The organism is Thioalkalivibrio sp. ALgr1 (assembly GCF_000378285.1).
GTDB lineage: Bacteria > Pseudomonadota > Gammaproteobacteria > Ectothiorhodospirales > Ectothiorhodospiraceae > Thioalkalivibrio.
The window spans coordinates 11664-34737 of sequence record NZ_KB905133.1 but is presented as its reverse complement, the minus strand read 5'-3'; the positions used below and the strand labels follow the sequence as shown (position 1 = coordinate 34737).

Below are 23074 nucleotides of genomic sequence, written 5' to 3'. Positions count from 1 at the left end.
CCTCCCGTAAATTTGGCCCATTGAAAACTGGGGGTCTCCGGGCACACTAGAGCCCAAGGAGGCCGAGATGCGCGAGAGTCGGTTTACGGAAAGCCATATTGTCCAGACGCTGAAGCAGGTCGAAGGCGGCCGGAAGGTGAAGGACGTCTGTCGGGAGATCGGGGTCTCGGAAGCGAGCTACTACCAGTGGAAGTCGAAATACGGGGGCATGGAAGCGGCCGACGTTCGACGGCTGAAGGAGCTGGAGGACGAGAACAACCGGCTCAAGCGGATGTACGCCGAGCTGGCCCTGGAGAACACGGCCCTGAAGGACGTGATTGCCCAAAAAAGCTCCGAGCCCGGACGAGAAGCGCTGTGTGGTCACTGCGTTGACGCGGGAGCATGGGCAGAGTCAGCGCCGGGCCTGTCAGGTGGCCGGGGTTGCGCGGTCGGTGGTGTGGTATCGCAAGCAACCGGACCGGGACGATGCGGTGGTCGCGCTACTGCAGGAGCGGGTGGAACGCGATCCGGAGCGGGGCTTTGGCAAGCTGTTCAAGCTGATCCGACGTCGGGGCATGCCCTGGAACCACAAGCGGGTCTGGCGCGTGTACTGCGCCCTGAAGCTGAACCTGCGGCGTAAGGGCAAGCGCCGCTTGCCACCACGGGAGCCACGACCTCTGGCATCGACCGAAGCTCCGAACGCGTGCTGGTCAGCGGACTTTATGTCGGATGCGCTGTGGGACGGACAGCGCTTTCGCACCTTCAACGCCGTAGATGACTTCAACCGGGAAGCGCTGGCGGTGGAGACCGATCTGAATCTGCCCGCACCCCGTGTGATCCGGGTGCTGGAGCGTATTGCGGCCTGGTGGGGCTATCCGCAGTAACTCCGGCTCGACAATGGTCCCGAGTTCGTTTCGGCCGCGATCGCCGACTGGGCCGAGCAGCGGGGCGTGGAACTGAGCTTCATCCAGCCGGGCAAGCCCATGCAGAACGGCTTCATCGAACGGTTCAACGGCGGCTACCGCCGCGGCGTGCTGGACCTCTACGTCTTCCGAACGCCGACCGGAGACCGGTACAACGAGCGCCGAAGGTACTCGACTTTGGGATACCTGTCGCCCAACGCCTACGAGCGAAAAAAGGGACAGCCGAAACACCCATCGAGGTGTCAGAAATCACTTGACCACTACACTTGGCGCGCGCGGCCTCGGCCCTGGCGTGCCGCGCCCGCCAGCGAGCGCCAGCTCCCATCGTAGGATGCGGGTGAGCGCAGCGAATCGCATCAGGGTTGCCCCGGCGTTGGCATGGGGTCTTTCGCTGCGCTCGGAAGGCGTGACCGTGGGCCGCTACCGGGTCTGGCGCCTGATGCGGGAGCAGGGGTGCGGCCACAAAGCCTACGCTTATCGAATGATGTCGGTACTCATAAGCCGGAATAAACATCCTCCAGTTCCAGTCTATTCTTCTAACGGTCCTCCAGCTAGTGAGGAGTGGCCCTTTAGTGGCGACAATGGGAACCTCCAGTTCCGTTTACACCTAAATAAGTTAGGAGACAGGCATGAGAACAATATTCTTTATTCCATTGCTGTTGATTACTACGGCGTTGATATTTTCGGGGAATGCGTCTGCCGTTACTTACGACTATGGAGAAGATAAGGCGGTCTACGACGTGAACTATGATGACAGTGATCGGCATACGATGGTCCTGCGGAACATACAGAACCACGTCAATGCATTAGGTGTCGACAATATTCAGGTAAAAGTCGTTTTGAGTGGAGACGGACTAAGCCTCCTTAACAAGGCGAAAGATGACGATGATCTTCGAGCGAACATCGACAATCTAAAGATGCAGAATGTCCGGTTCTTGGTTTGCAATAATACCTTGGAAGGTAGACAAATTAGCCTGCATGACGACCTGTACGACGCGTCGGAAGAGGACGTCGTAGTCAGCGGTAATGCTCATATTTCGTATCTGCAACGACAAGGATACACTTTCTTGAAACCATAGGCGTGTATCGGAAGAAATCATGGAAGAAGAGGCGACCTTGGGAAACAATCGGGGGGACGTAGGTAGGATCTCGATGAGCGTTGCCAGTCGCATCAGGGGCAGCCCCGGTGTTGGATTTGGTGGTTAAGTCATTCCGGATACCGCGTTAGGTGGATTGGCTGCCGTTGGATGCTCATAGTCGCTGGAAGGCAGGTAGCCAAGCGTCGAGTGGATGCGAACGGTGTTGTAGAACCGCGCGATGTAGTCCGCGAAATCCCGCCGCGCCTCGCCGTGGTTCGCGTATCGGCGCTGCCAGACGCGTTCCGTCTTGAGGCTCAGGAAGAAGCACTCGACGACGGCATTGTCCCAGCAGTTACCCCGGCGGCTCATGCTCGCCTGGATCCGGTGCCTGGCCAGTAGCCGCCGCCAGGCGGCGCTGGTGTATTGGCAGCCCTGGTCGGAGTGCAGCAGCAGTCCCGGCTCCGGTTGGCGCTGCTCCAGCGCCATGCGCAGGGCCTCGCAGGTCTGGCTCGCCGGCATCTGCCGATCGAGGGCCCAACCGATGACCTTGCGCGAGTACAGGTCGAGGATGACCGCCAGGTAGCTCCAGCCGGTGGCGGTCGGGATATAGGTAATGTCGGACGCCCACGCCTGGTTCGGTCCGGCCGGGGTGAACTTGCGGTTGAGATGGTTCTCGGCGACCGGGACCCGGTCGTCGCGTTGCGTAGTGGCCACGAAGCGCCGCCGCCAGACGGGCCGCAGGCCGCGCTCGCGCATCAGCGTCCGCACCCGGTAACGGCCCACGGCTGTGCCATCCGCCTGTAAGGCTTTTGCCAGACGCCGGCTGCCGTAGGTTCGCCCGGAAGCCGCGAACACCCGCTCGAGGTGAGCGCCAGCGGCGCAGGGCACGCTTGGGCGTTCGGCCCGCGCCCGCGCCGCGTAATAGCCGGCCCGGTTTTCCTCCAGCAGATCGCAGACCCGCTGCACCGAAGCCTTCTCCATCAAGGCCCTGATGGAGGGATGCATCACTTCAGTTCCCGGGCCAACAAGGCGGAGGTGCGCTCAGCCGGCCGACGCAACAGTGACCGTGAGTTTATCCGCCGGGGAGACCAAGGTTTTCCGCGGTCGCCGATTCAGACGGAGGGCGAGTTCATCCAGGCCGGTCTGTGAGAAGCCGGCCAGTTCCGTCTCCTTGGGGAAGTACTCGCGCTGCAGGCGGTTGGAATTCTCGTTGGTACCGCGTTGCCAAGGACTCTGCGGGTCATAGAAGTACACCTTCACATCCGTTTCGGCGATGAAGACTTTATGGCTGGCCATCTCGCTGCTGCGATCCCAGGTCAGGGTGCGTCACATGTCGCGAGGGGGGACGCCATATGTTCGACCGGATCGCACAGGTGGATGATGGCTATCTGTGTGGTGAACGCAGCGCTGGCAGGGCGGCACGCGGGTTCTGAGAAGAAGGTGCACTCGTAGCGGCGGTATTGCTAAAGGTCGCTGGGCATCCACTACGGGTCAAGCTGTTACCCCGGTAGTCACCTTCAGCGCGGAGGTCATGGGCAAGTGGGACCGCACCTAGCGGACGCCAGGCAGCACTGTGCAATTCGACGGCTTGGGTTGCTTCGGTGCCACCACGTAGCCACGGTCGTCGGTGGCCGAAAGCCCCGGCAAATGCCCGAGTTCCAGTGGACCAACACCGTGCGCGACAACCTGTTAAGAAAACACCACTAGGGAATGCACCCCGTGCGGCGCATAGTCGGGATGATCGTCGAGCGAATTTGGGATGCATTCGTGCCAGAGTGGCATAAAAAAACCGCCGGATGACCCATCCGGCGGTAATGCTTAACGGAGGTTGGAGACACCAAAGGCTGAAAGCCCACCTTTCGTCTTGGCGACACACAGCTGTCCGGGCTGTGTAGCTAAATGCGAACCATACGCAAGGGCATTTGCATGTCAAGCTTTGGCCTGTGACTTCTTCTCGGTTGCGGGGTGCTGGTCACGCATGGCGCGCGCGGCCTCAACCATTGCCTCCAGCGCTGGACGGACCTCGTCCCAGCTGCGGGTCTTGAGTCCGCAGTCGGGATTGACCCACAGCCGCTCGACCGGGATCCCGCGTGCCGCCTTTTCCAGAAGGGTCACCATCTCCTGTACCCTGGGGAGGCGTGGAGAGTGGATGTCATAGACACCCGGCCCGATCTCGTTGGGGTAGGTGGATCGCTCGAAGGCATCCAGCAGTTCCATGTCCGAGCGGGCAGTCTCGATGGTGATGACATCGGCATCCAGGGATGCGATGGCCTCGATGATGTCGTTGAACTCCGAGTAGCACATGTGGGTATGGATCTGGGTCACGTCGGCCACACCGGAGGTGGCAATGCGAAAGGCGCGCGCAGCCCAATCCAGGTAGCGATTCCATTCGCCTCGTCGAAGGGGAAGCCCTTCCCGAAGCGCCGGCTCGTCGACCTGGATCACGCCAATGCCAGCGGCCTCGAGGTCGGCGATCTCGTCGCGCAGCGCCAGGGCGATCTGCAGGGCAGTGGCCTCGCGTGACTGGTCATCGCGCTCGAAGGCCCATTGCAGCATGGTCACCGGACCCGTGAGCATGGCCTTGACCGGTTTGCTTGTGAGGGACTGGGCGTAACGTGTCCAGTCGACGGTCATCGGACTGGGACGCTGCACATCGCCGTAGATGATGGGGGGTTTCACGCAGCGCGATCCGTAGCTCTGAACCCAGCCGTGCCGGGTAAAGGCATACCCGTCGAGTTGCTCGCCGAAATACTCCACCATGTCGTTGCGTTCGGGCTCACCGTGCACCAGCACGTCCATGCCGATGTCTTCCTGGAAGCGGATTACGCGAGCGATCTCCTGGCGCATGGTGCGCAGGTAATCATCCCGGGTTAGCTCACCCCGGCGGTAGTCACGGCGCACCCGGCGAATGGTCTGCGTTTGTGGGAACGAACCGATGCTGGTGGTCGGGAATAATGGGAGGTCGAGTGAGCGTTGTTGCAACGGTGCACGCTGCTCATAGGCCAGGGCACGGCGGGCGTCATCCGGGGACAGTCCCGCCACCCGTTCCCGAACCTGCGGAATGCAAGTACGAACGGCGTTCTGGCGGCTGCTGTGCACGCGCCGACTGTGTTCCAGCTCTTTGGCGACGGCCGCGCGTCCCTCGGTCAAGCCGCGCTGGAGGATCGCCAGCTCCACCAGTTTCTGGCGCGCGAAGGCCAGCCAGCCGCGTACCTCCGTGTCCATGCCGGTTTCCTGTTCCACGTCAACGGGCACGTGCAGCAACGAGCAGGAGGGCGCGAGCCACAGGCGAGAACTACCGAGGCTGCTGACGGCGGGCTCCAGAGTGTCCAGACCTGCCTCCAGATTGGTGGCCCATATGTTGCGCCCGTCGATGATTCCCAACGACAGAATCTTGTCCTGCGGCAGCCGGGCCACGAGGGTCGAAGCCTCCATCGCGCCGCGCACGGCATCCACGTGGAGCCCCGCTACCGGTAGTTCCAGTGCCAGGTCGCGCTGGCTGCCAAGGCCACCGAAATAGGTCGTGAGCAAGAGGCGTGGCCCGCCACGGTGGAGACGTTCGTAAGCCGCCCTTAGCGCCGACTGCCACTCGACGGGCAGATCCAGTGTGAGGATGGGCTCGTCGATCTGAACCCAAGAAACCCCCTCTGCGCTGATCCACTCCAGGAGTTCCTGATAGGCCGGGAGGAGCCGGTCAAGCAGTTCCAGTGGCTCCCTGTCATCCTTCATTTTCGCCAGGTACAGAAAGCTGACCGGCCCCAGCAGGACAGGCTTGGGCTGCAGACCCATCTCGCGCGCCTCCCGGATCTCCGTTCGTAGTCTGTCCGGAATGGCCGCAAAGGTTTGTTCGAGGGTCAGCTCCGGGACCAGGTAGTGGTAGTTGGTGTCGAACCACTTGGTCATCTCCAGCGCCGGCACATCGGGCAACGCATCGTTGTGGGAACGACCGCGAGCCATGTAGAAAGCAAGGTCCAGCGGGTGCTCGGTCGCTGCGGCATGGAAGCGCTCCGGCAGAACGCCCAGCGTCAGCATCATGTCCAGCACGTGGTCGTAGAAACTGAAGTCGCCGACCGGGACCTGTTGGATGCCAGCTTCGCGTTGCCAGGCCCAATGACGCTGCCGTAACTCGCGGCCCGAGGTTTCCAGTTGATCGCGGCTGATGTTGCCGCTCCAGTAACGCTCAAGAGCCGTCTTCAGCTCGCGACGGGCGCCAATGCGGGGAAAGCCAAGATTATGGGTGGTGATCATGGATCTATAGACTCCGGGTTGAACACGGCGTCCAGTCTCGTCATGCTTGATACATGAGTAAAACGATATTTCTTCACAGACACCATGAATTCCGCTCATGATCTGTCGGGAGTACTCGAGCTCCGGCATCTGCGGGCGGTTTGCGAGATCGTGCGGTTGGGGAGTGTGACTGCCGCGGCTGATAGCCTTTGCGTAACTCAGTCGGCACTGTCGCATCAGTTGCGCCAGCTTGAAGACCGACTGGGTGTGACCCTCTTCGAACGCCGAACGCGTCCGGTGCGGTTATCGGCTGCCGGAGAACGGCTACTGCAGGCGGCTGACCGGGTGTTGCCCGAGATCACCGCCGCGCAGCGTGATGTCGTGCAGATCCGCGACGGCGGACGTGGCCGACTGTTTCTGGTGCTGGAGTGCCACAGCTGCTTTCAGTGGCTGATGCCGGCGGTAGGTGCCTTTCGACGGCACTGGCCGGAGGTGGAGCTGGATCTTACCCTTAGCCATGGATTCACGGCACTGGACGCCCTGCGCAACGGTGACGTGGATGTCGCCGTTGCGGTCGACCCTGTGGATGATCCCGAACTCGAGTCGGTACACCTGATGGAGTACGAGAACCTGCTCGTGGTGCCGGCCGGCCACCGGTTGGCCGAGCGGCCCTGCGTGTTGCCTGAGGATCTGCGCGGGGAGACGCTGATCACCTACCCGGTCAGCGAGGAGCGTCTGGATATCTATCGGCGCTTTCTGCACCCGGCCGGGGTGACGGTCCCGCGCCGGACGACCGAGGTTAGTGCGATGCTGCTGCAACTGGTAGCGAGCCGCCGTGGTGTGGCGGTTTTGCCGGATTGGGCCCTGCCCGAGCTGGAGGCGGGGCTCAACGGGGGAGAGAGTGAGCGTGTCGCGACCCGTCGTGTCCGGCTTGGTCACGACGGTCTGTGGAGCAACCTTGCCATCACGATGCGCCGTGCAGACCGGGAGCGTCCTCACAATCTCGACTTCATCGCGACTGCGCGCGACATTTTGCGTGAGGCTCGGGCGTAGAACTGTCAACTCGATTTTCGGATGTGGCGGACGTTCGTGGTGGATAAGCGGGTCTGGGAGGCCGCGAGGCACCAAAAATAAGTCCCCTGCTGGGGAGCCGACAGGGGGGGTACGAGTGCCCGCTAGCGGCTGGAACTAGATGTGATCTCCCAATAGGTGGTCTACGGGACGACTCCGAAGGATGCTGAGTTTGCCGACTGAGCGATTCCAAGGAGGACGCCCCGTGAACCTTCATCAAAATGCCTTAATGGGCCCCCGTGGTCGAGAGCGGAGGATCCGTTTGGTGGTCGACCATGGCCAGACTGTTCGGGCCACGGCGCGGGTCTGTGGCGTGGATCTAATCCGGGGATGTGTACAGTAGCCCCGCTGCCGGCGGGGGCCGCGCAGCGTGATCAGACAGGCAGCTGTTCGTTGAAATGATCGAAGGCCGCTGCAGGACGGAATACATCGACAGGGTGGGGGAGTCGGTCATTGCGTGTTCTCGGATCGAGCGCTGAGTTCCGGGATTGTATCGCCCCGCTTTTGTCGCGAATGGGAGTGTCACAGACGAGGGGGCAAGGGCTTTTACTGTCACGGAAGCTGGCACAGGCTTGGCGCGTCTGAGTGGCCTTCTAGCGCATGCCTGATGCGTGTCACGTGCGCTAGTCTTGGAGTTGTCCCCGAGGTGGTCATGAGCGCAAAAGATCCCTTCCCCGTTGCCAGTAGCACCGCTGACCTCTTCAGCGACTTCCCGGATCAGTCGCGAGAGGTGGATGTGGAGGTCCTTTGGCCACCGCCGGATCGTTTCCCGCTCAATGTCGACGGGCGGACGGTGCGCGAGCGGGTGATTGCGGACCTGGTGTCTGCGGATTCGCCATTGGTGGTGGCGGGCTACGGGGCACTGGAAGAGCTCATCCGTCTGGAGGCGGATCTGGGGGAGGTTCGGCCGCTTCGCGTTCTTTTTGGTAACGAGCCGAGTGCAGGGGAGGGTGGTCACCGCAGTCTTAAGGCGTCGAGTTTTCCCGAAGAGGTCGAGCAGTACTGGCTGGATCGAGGGATCTCCCTGCGCCTGTCAGCCCGGCTGATTCATTTTCGGGAGCGGCTCCGGGAGGGCGCCGTCGAGGCGCGGTACTGGCCCGACACGCAGCGGCCGCTGCACGCCAAGATCTATCTCGGGGCGGGGGCTGTAACGCTCGGTTCGAGCAATTTCAGCAAGAATGGGCTGGAGCGTCAGCACGAGGCGAATGCGCGGTTCACTGCAACGGGTGAACCGAGGCGTTACCGCGAGGCGGCGGCGCTTGCCGAGCAGTTCTGGTCGCTTGGGCATGACTACACCGATGCGCTTCTGGCGCTGCTCGAGCGTCTGCTGCATGTCGTCGGGTGGCGTGATGCGCTAGCCCGCGCCTGCGGGGAGCTGCTGGAGGGTGACTGGGCGAAGGGTTTTCTGCAGCAGGTCGACCGCGAGGCCTTCCGTGCGCTGTGGCCGGCCCAGCGTCAGGGGATCGCACAGGCGCTGTATCTGCTGGATCGTCAGGGTGCGGTGCTGATTGCGGATGCGACGGGTTCCGGCAAGACGCGCATGGGTGCGCATCTCCTGCGGGCGCAGCAGGCGCGGATCCAGGGGGCGGGCGGGATGCCCCGCTCGGTCATGATTGCACCATCGACGGTCGTGGAGGAGTGGGAGCGGGAGGCCTCCCGGGCCGACACCGCGCTGGATGTCTTTTCGGTTGGCCTGCTCAGTCACGGCAGCCGCAAGGCATGGCAGCTGGATGATGCCCTGAGGCGGGCGCGCCTGCTGGCCGTGGACGAGTGCCACAACTTCCACAATCGCCGCTCGCGCCGGACACGGCGGTTGTTTACCAACCATCTTGCCGATGACGTTCTGCTGTTCACCGCCACGCCGATCAACCGGAATGTCGATGACCTGGTCCGGATCGCGGATCTGCTGGGTGCCGACAACCTGCAGCCGAGCACGCTGGAGGCCCTGGAAAGGGTCAATCGCCCCGGTCGCTGGCACGGACTGGGCGAGGATGAGGCTGCCCGGCTGCGGGATGAGATCCGCACATTTACGATTCGCCGTACCAAGCGCATGTTCAATGCCCTGATTGATCGCGAGCCCGAAGCCTATCGGGACCACTCGGGACACCCCTGCCGGTATCCGGAGCACCGCTCGTACAGCTATTCCCTGGACGAGCCGTCCGCCGATCGTGAGCGCGCCAGCCGAATCCGGGAGCTCCTGGACCAACTCTACGGTGTGGTCCAGATTCCGGCGATCCTGGGGCTGAGTGCCATACAAAGGCAGCAGGGGCTCACCGAGGACCAGTATCGCGACAACCTGCTGCTCGGGGCTCACAAGCTGGTCCGCTACCGGGTCATGGCGGCCCTGCGGTCTTCGCGTGCGGCATTGGTCGAGCACCTGTGCGGAACTGCAGTGGCGCGGGCCGAGTTTGGGTTGGAGCATTACGCCAAATCCGCCGATACAGGAGATGTCCTGGGCAAGCTCAAGCAGCCCGGCCGTGTGCCCGAGAATCGGCTGGGCGTGCCCTTGCCTGCGTGGCTTACCGATGCGGACGCCTGGGCATCGGCCCACGCGCACGATCACCGGATCCTCTCGCAGGTGCTGGAGGAAGTGCGGGCCATGAGCCCGGCGCGGGAGCACGCGAAGGTGGCTCATCTGGCCAGACTGGCGGCACGTCACGAACGGGTGCTGGCCTTCGACAGCCGTCTGATCACCATCGCGGCCCTGAGCGCCCAGCTCGAAGAGCGGCTGCCGGGCGTCGAGATCTGGCAGGCCACGGGTAGCGACGAGCGAAGCCGCCAGGCGGTACTCCGTGCCTTTCGGCCGGGTGGCGACGAGCAGGCCGGCGTGGCGCTGTGTTCGGACAGCCTGTCCGAGGGGGTGAACCTGCAGGCGGCCTCGGCGCTGGTCCATCTCGACATGCCCTCGGTGATACGCGTGGCCGAACAGAGAACCGGACGCGTCGATCGCCTCGACAGTCCCCATGCCGAGGTCGAGGTCTGGTGGCCTCGGGATGCCGAGGAGTTCGCTCTCAGTGCCGATGCCCGCTTCCTGGACCGGGCCGATGCGGTGACGGAGCTTCTCGGGACCAATCTCCCGTTGCCGGAAGACCTGCAGCAACGGTCACGGGATAGCGTTGACGCGGACACCCTGATCCGCGAATACGAGCGTACCGCTCGCTCCATCGAGGAGGCTGAACCGCATGATGCCTTCGCCGCAGTGCGCGGACTGGTGGAAGGCGAGAGTGCGCTGGTCGAGTCCGAAATCTATGAGTATTACCGTCAGCGTTCCGTGCGGGTGCTTTCGAGGGTCAGCGTGGTGGCCAGCGACGCCGTCTGGGCCTTCTTCTGTCTGGCCGGCAGCGCGGACCGCGCACCGCGCTGGTTCTTCTTCTCCGGCCCGGATGCCGAAGCCACGACCTCACTGGACAAGGTGGCCGCCGCGCTTCGCGAGCGACTGGCGCCCGATCCACCCAATGGTGAAATCGACGAGCCGGCCGCGAGATGGCTTGCGCACTTTTCCGAGCGCCTCCCGGAGGCCGAGCGGGCGCAGTTGCCGCTGCGCAAGCAACGTGCCCTGCAGGAGATGGCCGAGGTGCTCAAGGGCTTTTGCGAGGAGGCCGCGCGCCATAGGGAGCAGACACGACTCGACGCCTACCTCGATCTGCGCAATCTGCTGGCGCGAAAGCCGGAGGCGTTGACGGGCGGCGAGCCGGATTGGGAGGCACTCGCCAATCGCTGGCTGGAGCTTATCCGTCCCTACTGGTATCGCCGCCTGACCCAGCAGCGCAGGGGTTTTCTGCGCCTGCGGGACCTGCGCAAGGAGCTCATTGAGGCGGAGGCCGAACTGGGACCCGAGGTGCTGGAAGCGTTTGCCACCCTCCCGCTTCACAGCTCGGCGGAGGAGCGAGTAGTCGCGGCCATTCTCGGCATGCCCGTTCGTTGATCCGGCGCCGGCCAGGTCAGCCTGCTTCGTCGGAGAGATGGCTCATCGGCTCCATGCACGATCCACAGATAACCTCGGTTTCCGGTCGGGCCCAGACCCGCGCCTCGCAGGTCGGGCAGTTCATGCGCACACGGGGATCCGGGCGTGGCGCGGGCGGCGCGAACACCGCCGGTTTTTCGGTATCGTCGGGTATCGCGATCGTCTCGGCCGGTGCGGGGGCGCTGGCGACGGCCAGACCCTGTTCGGCCAGGGCCTCCTGCACCTGGGCAACCGATTCGGGATCGGTGGGGGCATGCCGGTCGAACCAGGGCAGTTCGAACCCGGTGGCCAGCAGGTCCGAGCAGGCCCGGGCGAACGGACCGTCGGGCTGGATGTAGTGCGTGACCCGGCGTCCGGTCTGTTTGCCATCCGGCAGGCCGGTATCGCTCGGCACCAGACCGATCGCTTCCATCTTGCCGACCCACTCCCGATTGTGGTGGTTCGAGCGGCTCGGTCGGCCGAAGCACTCCTGCCAGTGATGCACCATCTCGTGTACCAGCGTGGAGAGTGCGACCTCCAGCGGATTCAGGGTGAAGTAACCCGGATGAACACCCAGCTCGTGGATGATCGTGCCGTCGCCGGAGATGAAGCGCTCGGCGTGGTGGTAGCCCCGCTGCCGACGGGAGCTGCGCAGCGTGATCAGGCAGGGCGGCAGTTCGTTGTCGAATAGCTGTTCGTTGAAATGATCGAAGGCCCGCTGCAGGGCGGAATACATCGACAGGGTGGGGGAGTCGGTCATGGTGCGTTTCCGGGATCGAGTCTCGAGTCCCGGGATTGTATCGCCCCGCCTTGGTCACAAATCCTGTCACAAATGGAGCGACCCGACGCCAGTCCCTGCTCCACGTCGTTTGGCTAGAGAAATCGTTTCAATCGACCCTTCCAAAACCTGTTCAGGTAGAAATCCATAGCGGTTTTGATGGGATGAAATCTTCTCAATAATCTTTTCAGTCCTGCGGGGTTCGATGGAAAACAAGCGAAACGCAGCGAACCAGTGCCTGGCTTGGCGACCGAGGAACCGGCCGACGTACTCGCTCGAGAAGCCTTATTGCGTCAGAAACGCTCGGCACCCATCTCACCGCGTCGATGCTTGGAAATGCGGAGAAAGATCCGGCCGTTCTCCGCATATGGTGCGGAGATTTGCATGCCATCCATTCTCAGGAGCCTGGTTGTTACCTTCAACGCATCCGAACCGCTTGCGCCGCGACCTCGCAGCCTGCGAACTGCGCCAGGGTGGAATTAGTGTGATGACGGGGTCGAGCCCTTCCCGGGTTGTATGACCAGTTCCCATTCGCCGGGGCGCAGCCCCGCTTGCAGCAGATTGTGTACATCGTCCGCATGCGCCCGGAAGTTCTCGATCAACGCGGACACGTCGAGGGTCTCGCCCGTGGTGGAGACGAGCCAAAGTCGCCAGGGATACTTCTGATCCCGGTAGGCAAGGGCGCGGCGGCGCTCGTTTTCGGAAAGGAAGAAAGCCACGTCCGCATTGAGCGTTGGCACTCGCTTCGCCTCGACCAGCAAAGCGGCCTTGGCGTCCTCATCGGGTACCAGTACGTCAAAGCCGACATCGCCGAGGTACTCACTGACGTGCAGAAAGGCGCGAAGACCCCCTTCCTCGTCGAGCCGCGCATACCGTTCGGCTCCGGGTTCACCCAGTAATGGAAGAGAGGCTTCGATCGCCCGATGGAAGCCCCCGGATCCCGCTCCTTCCACCCGTTGGCTTGTTGCAACGCCAGGTTCAGGATCGCATCTTCGGCCCGGCGCCCACCCGACATCTGGCGGTGGGCCTTTTCCATCCAGGCTTGATCTGAGATCGCGGCGCGAGGGGCGCCCATTCCGGGGGTTCCCCCGAATGGACGCAGCAGCGGCGGTGCGCCATCGGCCTTGGGCAACGAGGTGATCGGGATCTGTCCATGGGCAAAGTCCATGGCCGCTCGGGAGGGAGCGAGATCACCCTCAAGCGGCAGCCCGAACCGTAGGCGGAGTGTCTGATCGGCATCGAAACCCAGGCGCTGGAAGGCCGGTTCTTCCAGATCCGTGATGCCTTGTCCGAGGTGGTTCAACTCCTCCAGTAGTGCTTCCGTCCACGAGTTCCGGCCCCGCCGCTCGGCGGCTGCGGCGATGTACGGCGTGCGGTTAGTCGTCAGAAAGCGATCGCGATGGGTCGTATGGAAATCGACCAGTGGCACTAGGCGTTGAAACTCGGAGTCATCGTTGAGTGCATTTTCAAGGCGGCGCCGCAGCGTGTCCTCGTCGACATCACTGACACCCGGCTGGCCATCTGGTGAAGATCTCTCCCACAGGGCGGGCGTTACGGTCATGCCCGGTTGAACGACACCGTTCTTCACTTCTCCGTAGTCCCGGAGAACACCCAGAACCCGTTCCTCCCACAACGCCCTGCGTGGGCCGTCGAGGCGCGCCTCCTGCAACCGTCCTCGCCATTGCTGAATTTCCGCTTCACTGAGGTTGTAGTCGCGGCGAAAGCGTGCGAGCGAACTGCCGGGGTGCTGCTTCAGGCGGGTCTGGCTCCAGGCGTACAGGCCGTCCCGAAAGAAGGTGATGAAGGCCCGGCTCCCACACAGCAGCTCGCTGAGCGGGCCGGCGCATTCCATCAAGGGTGGTTCGTGACCGTCGAAGCAGATCGCCCTGCGTCCGTCGGGCAGGGGGAGGAGAAACACGTCGCCAAGATCATCCCGGCCACGCTCGGCCGACTTTCCTGCAAACGTCCAGCGGACCCAAACACGTTCGTAGTGCTGGACTTCAAGGGCTGCCTGGTTGCGGATCGCATCTTGTTCATCGAATTCTTCGCGGGCCGTCGAGGCGGCGGCGAGTGCATCGGGAAGCGCTTCCCAGATGTGTTCCCGAAGGCGTTCTGCCAGCGTGCTGTTGGTCTCCCCTTCCCATTTGACCTCCGGGGGTCCCGGAGCGAAGTGCACCAGACCCAGGGCCTCGGCCTTTGCCCTGGTGGCACCGCGGAACGTCCAGATCCGTACATCGCGAAACGCCGACAGCGCGGAGGAATCAGCGCCACCGGGGTCGTGCCAGATATTGTCTCCGGGTTGGCCCCATTCTAGGCTGCGGGTGGCTCCATCGCGGTCGACATAGCGGTACAGCAAGGGAATCTCTGGCGACGGCTCGACCCGGAAGGCGCCCTCCACAAGCCGTCGGTACAGGTCGCCCAGGCCGCGTTCGTCTTCCTTTGCACGTGAGGATGCCCGCAGGCGTCCCAGCGCACGGAGGATCCGTTCCTCGGATTGAGTTTGCGTCGGGTTTTCGATCCCCAGGTCGCTCAGCCAGTCCGGGATTCCATGGTCGCGCGCGACGGTCAGGCGCGGGAGGAGCTGGGTGCGAAAGCCAGACTGTGTCTGCACCCAGAGATCGAGGGGTGCATACGGCGCTCCTTCACCGACTCCGGCCTCCAGCTGGATCCGCGCCCCCTCTGTCGTACCGTCGTGGATCCAGCGTGTACCCCGGAGCTGGTCGCGTGCCGTGGACCCAAGGCCGGCCGCGAACACGGGATGCAGGTCTCGTGACCAATGCTGAATGATGGAACGCCCGAGCATTTCGGATGGCGCATCGGGCCAGTTCGGTATCCCTCCATTTCCGTCAATGGGCAGCACGCCGACACCGAATAATCGACAGGCGCGGTCCACGTCGAGAGAGGGTGGATTGTCTCCATGCGTGTCACTGGTGAGGTCGGCAATTACCGACTCCAGTTCGGCTTCGTCGAGGCGAGGCCAGGGGCCTCCATCACTGCGGGTTACATGTGCAGCCGGTTCCCATCCGCCTCGCGTCGGGAGGCACAGTGATCGAAGGTTCTGGGCGGCTCGGCGCAGCGTGGTTCCCGGCTCGAGCGAGAGCCGCCAGGCGGGACCGCCGGGCGTTGTAAGCGCCCTGGTGAGTACCGACTCGACACCACCCTGCGAGGGTTCTTCGGATGCCAGCTTCAATGCCGCGCGCAGAAGTTGCCGGTGTTCCCGTGCGTTCTCGCCAGGCTGCAGCTGCGCCAGTAGCTCGGGGCGACTGAATTCCATCAGCCCGAACTTGGTGTCATCACGTTGCATGCCGGGCGGAACGAATACGGTGACGTATGTCCCCTGGTTCTGCACCACGGGCGGCAAGGATTCCAGCGCTTGAGGGTCACCCCGTTCCCGACGCAAATAGATTCGGTCCGCCGTGCCGCGCCTCTGACCTGGCTTGCTGCGCACCATCGGTCGCGCCACCGGCACGGGAGCATCGACCGCCGACTCGCCTGTCTCCTGCACGATGGGCAGCACGGGTGCAGCTGATCGCTCGACGATCTCCAGCAAGGCCTCGTGCCAACGATAAAGCGCCTGCTGACCCGCGCATGAAGGGTTCCGGTAGGCGTAGGAAGCCCAGCCCTCAAGGGCCGAGAAGAGGTCGGTGTATCGCTGCAGGCTCCAGTACTGATTCTCGGGGAAGCTTCGACGGATCAAATCCCGAAGCGCTTCGTCGCCATTCAGCAGCAGGCGTCCGACCTCGAACGTCAGGTGCTCGCAGCGACAGCTTTCCGGATGAAAAAACGCCCAGAAGTCCTCGCGCAGTACAAGCTCCGGGCGGTTCCATAAATCATGGACGATCAAGTTGGCGGCGCGCCGTACCAGGTGACGGTTCCAGCCAGCCGGGTCCGATGCGGATTCCTCTTCGTCGGCGGTGAGCGGGCGCAGGGCGAGCGCGCGGCGGGAATTGCTCAGGTAAAAGTCCGCCTGGACGTCCACACCGAATCCGGCTTCCTGTTCGGTCGGTAGATAGGACCAGTACAGGCCCGAGTGGCGCTGGGCGTATCCATCCGGGCCGTCTACGGTGCAGGCCATCACCCGGACACGGGCTTCATCGAGCTCCAGACCGGTGTCGCGCTGAACGGCTTCGTTCACCGCAATCTTCTCCGATTCGGATATCGCGATCTCTCGCTGGCGGTCCGTCAGCCGGTATTCCGTCATCTGGTCGCCCGACTCCAGCCGGATCGACAGGTCAGCCGGATGCGGTGCGCGGGCCTCCAGGAAGCGGAGCGGAACGCGCATTAGTTCGTGAACGGTCTCTTCCAGGACGGAGGCGCGTTCGGGACGGACATCAACCAGTCGGATGACCGTTTGATAGTCGGAGAAGCGTCCGTTCGTGTCCGTCTCCAGCAGTTCCGGCGTGTAGAAGCTGGCGACCTCGGGGCTCGCCCATGTGACCTTGGGTGCGGGTTGCAGCCGGCTGGGATGGCGCATGCGCAGGCCCCACCAGCTACCGTCATCTAGCCGACTCCAAACCTCTGCTTCGGGCGCTGCCGCGAACACCGAGCGGAACCCTACCCCCTTATTACCGACGCTTTCCTTGGCGTTCTTGGTCGAAGAGTGCAGGCTCAGCAGTGCATGAAAGTCGCTACGGCGCGGGGTTTGTCCGGCATAGGCGCTTACCGGATCGCCATCGTTGGCCACCTCCAGGCATCGGGTCTCTGGGTCCCAGAGAACGAGGATGCGCTCCCTCGAACGGTCGAGGGCGTTTTGCAGCAATTCGAAGACCACGCGCCCGGAATAGTCCTGGACGAGGGAACGCTCCGCGCCCAGGTCACGCGAACGCGCTGATTCAGGAAGGCGGCGGTGCTCCTCAAGATGCTGCTGGAGCAGCTTGTGGATTAGTGCACCGTTGGGGGGTTGTGAAGCCATGGCAGTCCTATGTGGGTTAAAGAAGATGTCCAAGCAGAAGATTGCTGCGGGCTCTGCCCGCGATAACTAGGTAACAGGAGTGGCTCTGCGTGGTGCTTGCACGAATCCGCGATCTGGCAGCTCTGTTGCCGTAGGCGACCGCTGTGAAAATCAAACGTAAAGTAACCCAGTTAACCGGAAACGAAGGACGATGGTGCCCACTCGAGGCTGCCCAAGAGCTTCGACTCGAACCAACAAGTCTCCGAAAAAACCGGGTCGGCTCAACGTCACTACTAGTGGTCCGGTGGCTGGGTCTGCTCCTTACGCAGGTCAATCAGTACATCGTTTAGAGCATCCCTGACGGATTCAAGTACCTGTATCTCTTCCGCCGGCATGAGCCATTCCAGCGTCCTACGGCCATTTGGCGCGATGCCGAAGGGCAGTTCCGCCTGCAGGCCTGTCACAGTCGTACGAATATTGCGCGCACTGGCAAGTGGCAGCTTACGGCTGGGTATCAGATTTACCATGATGCTGAAGCGAATCTTGGGGTCTTCGACTATTAGGCTTTTTCGTGCGCCTTGGTGCTTTGGGGAAAAGGGTTGGTCCATTATGTAATCCTTGCCGGGCGAAAGACCATCAATGGTCATGTTTTCCAGAGATCTTCTGATCTGTTTCTTTTTTGACGAACTTGCAGACGCCAGTTGGTTTCGCAGCAATGCGCTTTGCAGGGAGAGCTGCTTTTTAAAATTATCAACATGGGAGCGATCGCGGAAATGAAAGATGATCGCGATATGATCGCCATCGCGCTTGATCCTTATTTCAGCGGGCTCCTCGCCAACAGGTACCTGTATCGGCTGGACGTCGTGTAGGAACTGTGCGGCAAGCGAATCGGTGGTCCGTTTGTCGGCTGCCTCGAGTAGGACTTCGATCGTGTGTCTGGAAGATACATCCATGTATGCGCTCCTTTAAGTCTTGGAATGGCAGTACCAATATACACCCTCGTGCTTGGGTCGTTTTTGCGTGCGAATAGGGCGCGAGGTTTCGGTGCATCCTTTCTGGGAAAGCAGTCGAAGCGCCAGGGAGAAACGACAATAGACGGCTCTCCGATGTCGATTGGTTGTGAGACGGATGATCGACAATCCCCTGTCCTGAATCACCCACTTGCGGGTCAATCCACTACTCGCTGAATATCTTGCCTTGTCTGGTATCACCGGGAGTTCGAATACGAGATCTCGCTTTCGCCAGACTCTTAGTTAGCCATCATCAAATAAGCCTGTATGGCAAGAATTAGGAGATGGTGTCTGGTGCGTCCAATAGGCGGTATTGTCTGAACGGTGGGAAGGTATTTTCGGACGATATCGGCGGCCTGCGCATGGGATGAAATGGCGATCAGCTCGAGTCCCAGCGCATGTAAGTCTTTGCGTGGTAGTTGTGCGATGGGACGGGCGATGTTGATGAGTGGTTCGGTTCGACTCCTCCGTTTCTGTGGGGCGCCGCTAAGAAATTGGAGTGCCAACAGCTGTTCGAGCCATTGAAGGTAGCTGCGGTCATGCGATATCTGGCCGATGGTACGATCTTGCGCGCGCGCGATCTCTTCGATCGACCAGCCTTCTCGGATGCTTATCGCTGTAGTGAGAAACTGGACGAGGCGTTCGTCGGCCTGGTTTGGCTCTGGCGATGGGGTAGTAGATAGGCCTATGTGTGAAGGGTCTCCATCGGTTGGGGCCGGGTAGTCACTCACGCGGTGATCAGCATCTAAGGGTGCCAAGGCAAGGGTATCGATGATCGCGGCATCCTCAGGCTGATGGGCACGGCGCTTTCGCGAGGCAGCTTGTGAGAGCGCACCCGGGCTTCGCTTGACCAAGGCGGCGAGACAGCGGCGGGTTGGCCCGGTCCACCCATGGGACACGTCGGTCATCAGGGGGATGGAATGGTCGTAGTGCATGAGGGTGGTGGAGGGGTGCCCATGCCCCAATTGACGGGAAATGTATCGGTAGCGTGCGCGAAGTGACAGACGGGTCACTGTAGCGGTCGGTGATGTTTTGTAAGGTAGATCCAGCGTTAAGCTAGGAAAATGGTCGCAATGGACGTCGTACCCTGCCTGCGTCGCGTAGGCATGCCGATAACTGTGCAGTCGAAATGGGGCTAAACAGTCGGATTGGAATAATTGTTGGACGGCTTCAGCGAAATGCGCGTGATAGTTCCGTTGCCAGTCCAAGGCGTTCCCATGAGGGGGAACCGGTAAGAGGTCCTGTGCAGCAAGCGATTGTGTTTTCTTGGTGACGTGGATGCACTCGTGCGTCCGGGTTATTTCCCGGCGCGCTTCGCGCTCTTGGATTGTGGTAACGAGTCGTTTAGAGGCCAAGGACTTTAGCCATGCTTGACGTCGAGGATGTATCCAGAGAGCGGAGCGATGGTGGCCGATGAGATGGGCGTCGGCGGTTAGGGTCGGCAGTTCCCCGGTTCGCAGTTTGTACAAAAATTGGAGGAGGAGGGCGTAATGGATAACCCGATCAGGCGGGCTAGGTCGAGCGGGTAGCTGTGGGGATGGATCGGGGGCGAGGAATCGCAGGAGCCATTCTGATTCGCCGCCTGTGATGGGGTCGCCCGCACGAGGAAACGCAACCCCTAACTCGTCTGCTTCGGTCAACTGAGCGTGAACTTCCCGCGGTATGTCTTCCGGGTGGTCGCGGTTGTGCCTCAAAACCCATGCGACGGGCTTTTGCTTCTTTGGGTCGGCACAGATTTCGCTGAGGATCAGCTCGGCGGCCTCCCGCGGGTCTTCGCCCGCGTGGCCGGAGAGAGCGAGTTCCACCGCGTGGGTCAGCTGTGTCACGTATTGGTACGTTGTGGATGGGCGAATCTTTTTCCTGTGCTTGGGGGCCGCCATGTGATGACGGATTGCGCGGGCGAGAAGTAAAGGCACCGACCCTGCAAGGGATTCGGAAGCGAGTCGGTCTGCTGCGTTGATGACGGCTGTTGCGCGGTGGGTCACGCAATCCGAGCGCCAGCGACCGATGGCTTTGCGCATCGCCTCATAGTGGCTCAACGCAACAGACTGGGTCTGCATCCTTGTCTCGGTAGTGGATGCGGCTTCTGCCGGCCCAGATGCGGCCTGAGGAGCCACGCGACGCCCCGTCACCAAGGCGAGGAGTCGGTCGCAGCGTGGGCCGGTCGCTTCGAGGTCTCCGCGCTCCCACGCGGCCCGTGTGGCTGGTGTCGTGAGTCTGCGTGCCATGCTCACGGTGCGGCATACACTTTTCAGTGTGATTCCTCGCCCAAGGACTTTCCGGGCTGGGGGGTGAGTAAGGAGAGCCTTTAACGCGACTTCGCCGGATGGATGTAGGACGCCCCCTTCGTGAGCAACGCGGAACGCAGTGGCTTGGGCCGCAGACAAGAGTTGGATGCCATGGATATGGTCCGACCGGGGTAGGAAAAGAGCCGCCACATGGGTGGCATTCGGTACACGGCGCAATTCACCCTCCGAGAGGAGTTTCTTGATCCGTACGGGGTCTGTGCTCACACCCCATATCACACTGAGCACGAGCGCGGCCTGGTGCATCTGGCTTGCTGCCGCATCATCCAGACCCGAAAGCGGCCCGAGATCCTCGACCAGTCGCAGGAGCACCGTTTCGAGCGATCGTGTGAGGCGATATGCCTCCAGGTGCGTGGGCTGGATGACCGATACCGGGACGTTGTTGGCGGGATCCTCGTCATTCGTGTCGGAGGTGCGAGGGTCCGGGGCGTGCTCCTTGGAGGCGCACTCGCGAGCGAGCTGCGCGACCGTGGAAGATGGGGTATTGCGGTCCGACGGGCGTTTTTCATCGTAGCCGGCTACTGGGCAGAGGTTCAGGTCCTCTAAATAACTCTCGATAAAAGGCGCGAGCCGCTGGGCCAGCGAGTAAGGAGAATCGGGATCAGTCACGTCATAGGGCTCGCCGAGATGACGGTGCCCCATGTGCTGCTGGATGTCACAGCCCGGTGCACCGAGTTCCTCGATTCGAGTGGCGAACCAGTGGCGTAGGCGGTGAATATCGACAGGGATTTGCGTGTGTGCGACCAAGTCCTCCGGGCGTAGCGTCCGGGGACTGAAATCGATTGGATCGAGCGAGAAAAATAGCGGCGCATCGCCGGAAAGGGCCCGTTCAAGATGCTGGATAGCTGAACGAGCCTGTTCAGATAGATGTACCCGTAGCTCATCCCTGATGCGTCTCATTAACGCTGCCATGGACTGGATCTGAGCGAGGACCGATTGTGGAAGAACGACTATCCGGTCGTCGCCCCGACGGCGTTTATCCGACAGGTACGCGATGCCCGGGCCGGAATCCGAAAACTCGACGAGATGAGCGAGGGAGAACTGGGAAAGGCTGAATCCCATGCGATGGGCGGTTGCGGCCGCGAACATTAGCGCGGTGTGACGCATGAGGTCGCCGTGCCATTTAAGCGCACCCTGCAGGGACCAGCGCTTTGGGCGGCCATTCACGACCCGGCGCTGGGCCTGCGACATGAGGTCTCGGAGTGATTCGATGTTCAGCGCGCCCCGTGGGGCGCCCACACGGGTCCCGTCATACTGATGATCGACGTGGACCGTGATATCCGCAAGGTCCAGCGCGTCCTTGTATTGCGATGCCACTGTGCTGAGTCGAGGTGCGTAATAGCTCAGGGGCGCGGCGGACGCAAAACCATTCGTACCGACAACGATTTGGGCCGTCCTGGGGTGCCCGGTGACCTGGTAGAGCAGTACCGGAAGTACGCGTTGTAGGCGAACCTGACTTAGTCGCGGAACGACTTGAGCGTGGTGCCTGAGCCGCTTCTCGAAGTCCGTTTTCTTGATGGCCGAGGGAATGGCGGGCGAGTGTAGGAAGGCCGGTATGCTCGTCTGTAGGGCTGCAGGGTAAGGCAAAAATAGTTGATCCTGATGAGCCGCTTGCCAGTCCCCCTCGCAGTCTGCTTGTGAGTACTCGATCTCACGGTCCCTTAAGGATATCCAATAGTAGCCGGTGAGTTGGAGGTGGATGCTGTCATCATACTGTTGGCCGTCTTGATCCACCCGGAAGTTCTGCAGTGCGCGTATCACCGTCGACGCACTTCGCGCCGTGGTCAACATTAGCGCGAGGACGAGGTCGATGAGGCCATCCTGATCTATGACTCTGCGACTGAGGTTGTTGGTGAGCTCCGCAAACAGCAGCCGCGCCTCGTCTGCGGAGAGACTAGCCTCGGTATCAGGTACCAGATAAGCACCGAACCGTAAGCGGCTGTCGGGTGCGGCCAATTCTCTCGTAACGAGAGCGTCGGGCTGGTGATCCGCTGGCTGAAAGTCGTCTTGCTGCAGTGTTTTCGTGGGGCGATCCGGCGCTCGGTTGGCTTGCGAGGGCTTTTGATCGGGGCGCGTCGCCCGGTTTCGAGGCGAGATCGCCTCAAGTGATCGGATGGCGAGCGAGCGGGCAGGGTTTCTCGTAAAACCTGCCGTATCCGCCAGGAGGTTGGCAGTTTCGCGGGTAATCTTGCTGTCGCCCGCTAGCGCTTCTTCAAATTGGTCAACCGCCGGAATCGGTTCATTGATCGAACTGATGTAGTTTGATAAGCGCTCAATATACCGCTGGACACCGCGTACTTCGGGAGATGCGCCATAGGTGTAGAGTGCAGCGAAGAGCCAGAGCCTAAGCGCATCCACGCCCGGCGGTTGATCGACGCGATCGTGTAGGGCCGCGAATACGTTGCCTGACGGCCCAAAGCCGTGATAGGGGCAGCGTGGGTCATGGGACACATACCGTTCGTGGAGCTCCCGGATGTCGTCGCACAAGCTGCGCAGAAGGTCGTGGTACGTCAGTGTGAGGCGATGCCCGAAGCGATGAAGTATGCGCTCGATGGCTTGCGCCACGACCGCCCCGTGAGCGACTTGCCCGGTGGCGGTGGCTGGGATTGGGAAGAGTACATACCCGGCCAACTGGGCCCTGCCGTCGATGTGCTCGGGGGGCGATTCGATGGCTCGGTACTGAGCCCACGGGTCTGTAGACGAAATCAACGGGACCCTCCCGGGATGGTGTGATCGCCTCCTGTGCCGGGTAGGTACGCCCCAAGATAGGCTTGATGAGTTGGTGGCCTAAAGTCGCTGCTAGGAAAAGGCGCGTCCATGCGTCCTCTCTGTTACGGGATGGCTTGGGGCACGATGATATCGAGCCT

The 23074-nt window shown here is 62.0% G+C and carries 9 protein-coding genes and 2 pseudogenes; 4 read left to right on the top strand and 7 right to left on the bottom strand.

Annotated elements, in window-relative coordinates:
• Positions 1 to 67: 67 nt before the first annotated feature.
• Both F466_RS13135 and F466_RS0104525 read left to right on the top strand, forming a co-directional pair.
• Positions 68 to 1124 (top strand): annotated as a pseudogene (locus F466_RS13135) (IS3 family transposase); the annotation flags it as partial.
• 407 nt (positions 1125 to 1531) lie between these two features.
• On the top strand, positions 1532 to 1981 hold the full coding sequence (locus F466_RS0104525; RefSeq protein ID WP_018873758.1) for a DsrE family protein: 450 nt from the start codon (positions 1532 to 1534) through the stop codon (positions 1979 to 1981).
• 123 nt (positions 1982 to 2104) lie between these two features.
• On the opposite strand, the gene F466_RS13130 is transcribed toward F466_RS0104525, so the two are convergent.
• The 3 genes and pseudogenes from F466_RS13130 to metE all read right to left on the bottom strand — a co-directional run bounded on the left by F466_RS13130 (position 2105) and on the right by metE (position 6229).
• Entirely contained in the window at positions 2105 to 2986 is an 882-nt protein-coding gene (locus F466_RS13130) for an IS3 family transposase (RefSeq protein ID WP_018875089.1), read from the bottom strand.
• Between the two features lie 36 nt (positions 2987 to 3022).
• Positions 3023 to 3307: pseudogene (locus F466_RS0104515) on the bottom strand (IS30 family transposase); the annotation flags it as partial.
• 603 nt (positions 3308 to 3910) lie between these two features.
• Positions 3911 to 6229 (bottom strand): 5-methyltetrahydropteroyltriglutamate--homocysteine S-methyltransferase, encoded by a 2319-nt coding sequence (metE, locus tag F466_RS0104510; RefSeq protein ID WP_018993545.1) that lies wholly within the window; start codon positions 6227 to 6229, stop codon positions 3911 to 3913.
• 84 nt (positions 6230 to 6313) lie between these two features.
• On the opposite strand from metE, the gene F466_RS0104505 reads away from it, so the two are divergent.
• Both F466_RS0104505 and F466_RS0104500 read left to right on the top strand, forming a co-directional pair.
• Positions 6314 to 7261 (top strand): LysR family transcriptional regulator, encoded by a 948-nt coding sequence (locus tag F466_RS0104505; protein ID WP_018875087.1) that lies wholly within the window; start codon positions 6314 to 6316, stop codon positions 7259 to 7261.
• 670 nt (positions 7262 to 7931) lie between these two features.
• Complete coding sequence (locus tag F466_RS0104500; protein WP_018993544.1) at positions 7932 to 11204, top strand: helicase-related protein; 3273 nt, start codon at positions 7932 to 7934, stop codon at positions 11202 to 11204.
• Positions 11205 to 11220: 16 nt separating this feature from the next.
• Here F466_RS0104500 and F466_RS0104495 read toward each other — a convergent pair whose 3' ends face one another.
• From F466_RS0104495 to F466_RS0104475, 4 genes are all read right to left on the bottom strand, one after another.
• On the bottom strand, positions 11221 to 11982 hold the full coding sequence (locus F466_RS0104495) for a SprT-like domain-containing protein (protein WP_018875085.1): 762 nt from the start codon (positions 11980 to 11982) through the stop codon (positions 11221 to 11223).
• 616 nt (positions 11983 to 12598) lie between these two features.
• A complete protein-coding gene (locus tag F466_RS13125; protein ID WP_018993543.1) occupies positions 12599 to 16912 on the bottom strand; it encodes a sacsin N-terminal ATP-binding-like domain-containing protein in 4314 nt (1437 codons plus the stop codon).
• Between the two features lie 272 nt (positions 16913 to 17184).
• Positions 17185 to 17844 carry a hypothetical protein gene (locus F466_RS0104480; RefSeq protein ID WP_018875082.1) on the bottom strand — a complete coding sequence of 220 codons (660 nt, stop codon included), beginning with the start codon at positions 17842 to 17844 and terminating at the stop codon, positions 17185 to 17187.
• A 296-nt stretch (positions 17845 to 18140) separates the two neighbouring features.
• On the bottom strand, positions 18141 to 22772 hold the full coding sequence (locus F466_RS0104475) for a site-specific integrase (RefSeq protein ID WP_232199154.1): 4632 nt from the start codon (positions 22770 to 22772) through the stop codon (positions 18141 to 18143).
• Positions 22773 to 23074 lie beyond the last annotated feature (302 nt).

Coding starts and splice junctions, on each gene's coding strand:
- F466_RS0104525 (WP_018873758.1), top strand. CDS start 1,532: ATGAGAACAATATTCTTTATTCCATTGCTGTTGATTACTACGGCGTTG.
- F466_RS13130 (WP_018875089.1), bottom strand. CDS start 2,986: ATGCATCCCTCCATCAGGGCCTTGATGGAGAAGGCTTCGGTGCAGCGG.
- metE (WP_018993545.1), bottom strand. CDS start 6,229: ATGATCACCACCCATAATCTTGGCTTTCCCCGCATTGGCGCCCGTCGC.
- F466_RS0104505 (WP_018875087.1), top strand. CDS start 6,314: ATGAATTCCGCTCATGATCTGTCGGGAGTACTCGAGCTCCGGCATCTG.
- F466_RS0104500 (WP_018993544.1), top strand. CDS start 7,932: ATGAGCGCAAAAGATCCCTTCCCCGTTGCCAGTAGCACCGCTGACCTC.
- F466_RS0104495 (WP_018875085.1), bottom strand. CDS start 11,982: ATGACCGACTCCCCCACCCTGTCGATGTATTCCGCCCTGCAGCGGGCC.
- F466_RS13125 (WP_018993543.1), bottom strand. CDS start 16,912: ATGGCTTCACAACCCCCCAACGGTGCACTAATCCACAAGCTGCTCCAG.
- F466_RS0104480 (WP_018875082.1), bottom strand. CDS start 17,844: ATGGATGTATCTTCCAGACACACGATCGAAGTCCTACTCGAGGCAGCC.